This window comes from Streptomyces niveiscabiei (assembly GCF_033794345.1).
GTDB classification, from domain to species: Bacteria; Actinomycetota; Actinomycetes; order Streptomycetales; family Streptomycetaceae; genus Streptomyces; species Streptomyces niveiscabiei.
In genome coordinates, this window is record NZ_JARAYJ010000120.1 from 1 (window position 1) to 768 (window position 768).

General features: G+C 70.3%; 1 protein-coding gene and 1 pseudogene. Both read right to left on the minus strand.

What is annotated here, in order from left to right:
• A partial coding sequence (cas2e, locus tag PV682_RS44135) for a type I-E CRISPR-associated endoribonuclease Cas2e (RefSeq protein ID WP_319738618.1) occupies positions 1-141 on the minus strand: 141 nt, incomplete at its 3' end.
• A pseudogene (locus tag PV682_RS44140) lies at positions 138-768 on the minus strand (type I-E CRISPR-associated endonuclease Cas1e); the annotation flags it as partial. The gene cas2e and the pseudogene PV682_RS44140, both read right to left, overlap by 4 nt.

The following is a 768-nucleotide window of genomic DNA, read 5'->3' on the forward strand; positions in this document are numbered from 1 at the left end:
CTGGCGGACTTCTTCCCAGAGGATGTCGCGGACGCGGGCGGAGGGGGCGCCGAGGAAGACGCCGGGGGAGATTTCGAGGAGCCAGCGGGTGAGGAAGCCTCGCAGGCCGGCGGGGCAGTTGGCGAGGACGATGACGGTCACCAGATGGGGTCTTCCCACGTGGGGTCCTGCGTGGTGGGGATCTCCATGAAGGAGGTCTCCGTCGCAGGGTTCTGCGCCGGGGCACGGTCGTGGTTCTGGCCGCCGGGGAGCAGGAGGCCGCCGTCCGACTGGAGGGTCATCCGGTCGGTCGTGTCGTCCGGCGGCGGGGCGGTGTGGTGAGGGAGGAGGAGAGTTTTGATGTCGCGGACGCAGCGGTCCAGGAGGCCGGTCGCGTTGATGCGGTCCCGCAGTGCGCGCCGGGTGCGGGTGGCGACGTCCTGTTCGCCGTGGGCGGCGGCGTCGAAGGCGGCCGGGATGCCGATGTCCGTCTTGTAGAGGTCGGCGATGTCGAGGACGAAGGAGCGTTCGTGTCCGGAGTGGACGAAGCCGAGGCCGGGTGAGCAGCCGAGTGCGGCGACGACGGCGTGGGCGATGCCGTACATACACTGGGCGGCGGCGGTCACCGCCTGGTTGGGGGCGTCGCCGGCGCTGAAGTCGCCGTGGTGGTACTCGCGTCGGCGCCATACCACCCCCGTACGCGCCGCTTCCTGGTGGTAGCAGTCCCTGACCCTTCGGCCTTCCATGCTGAGGAGCTGCTGGCGGGTTTTCGTCGAGGGGTCTTCGTCG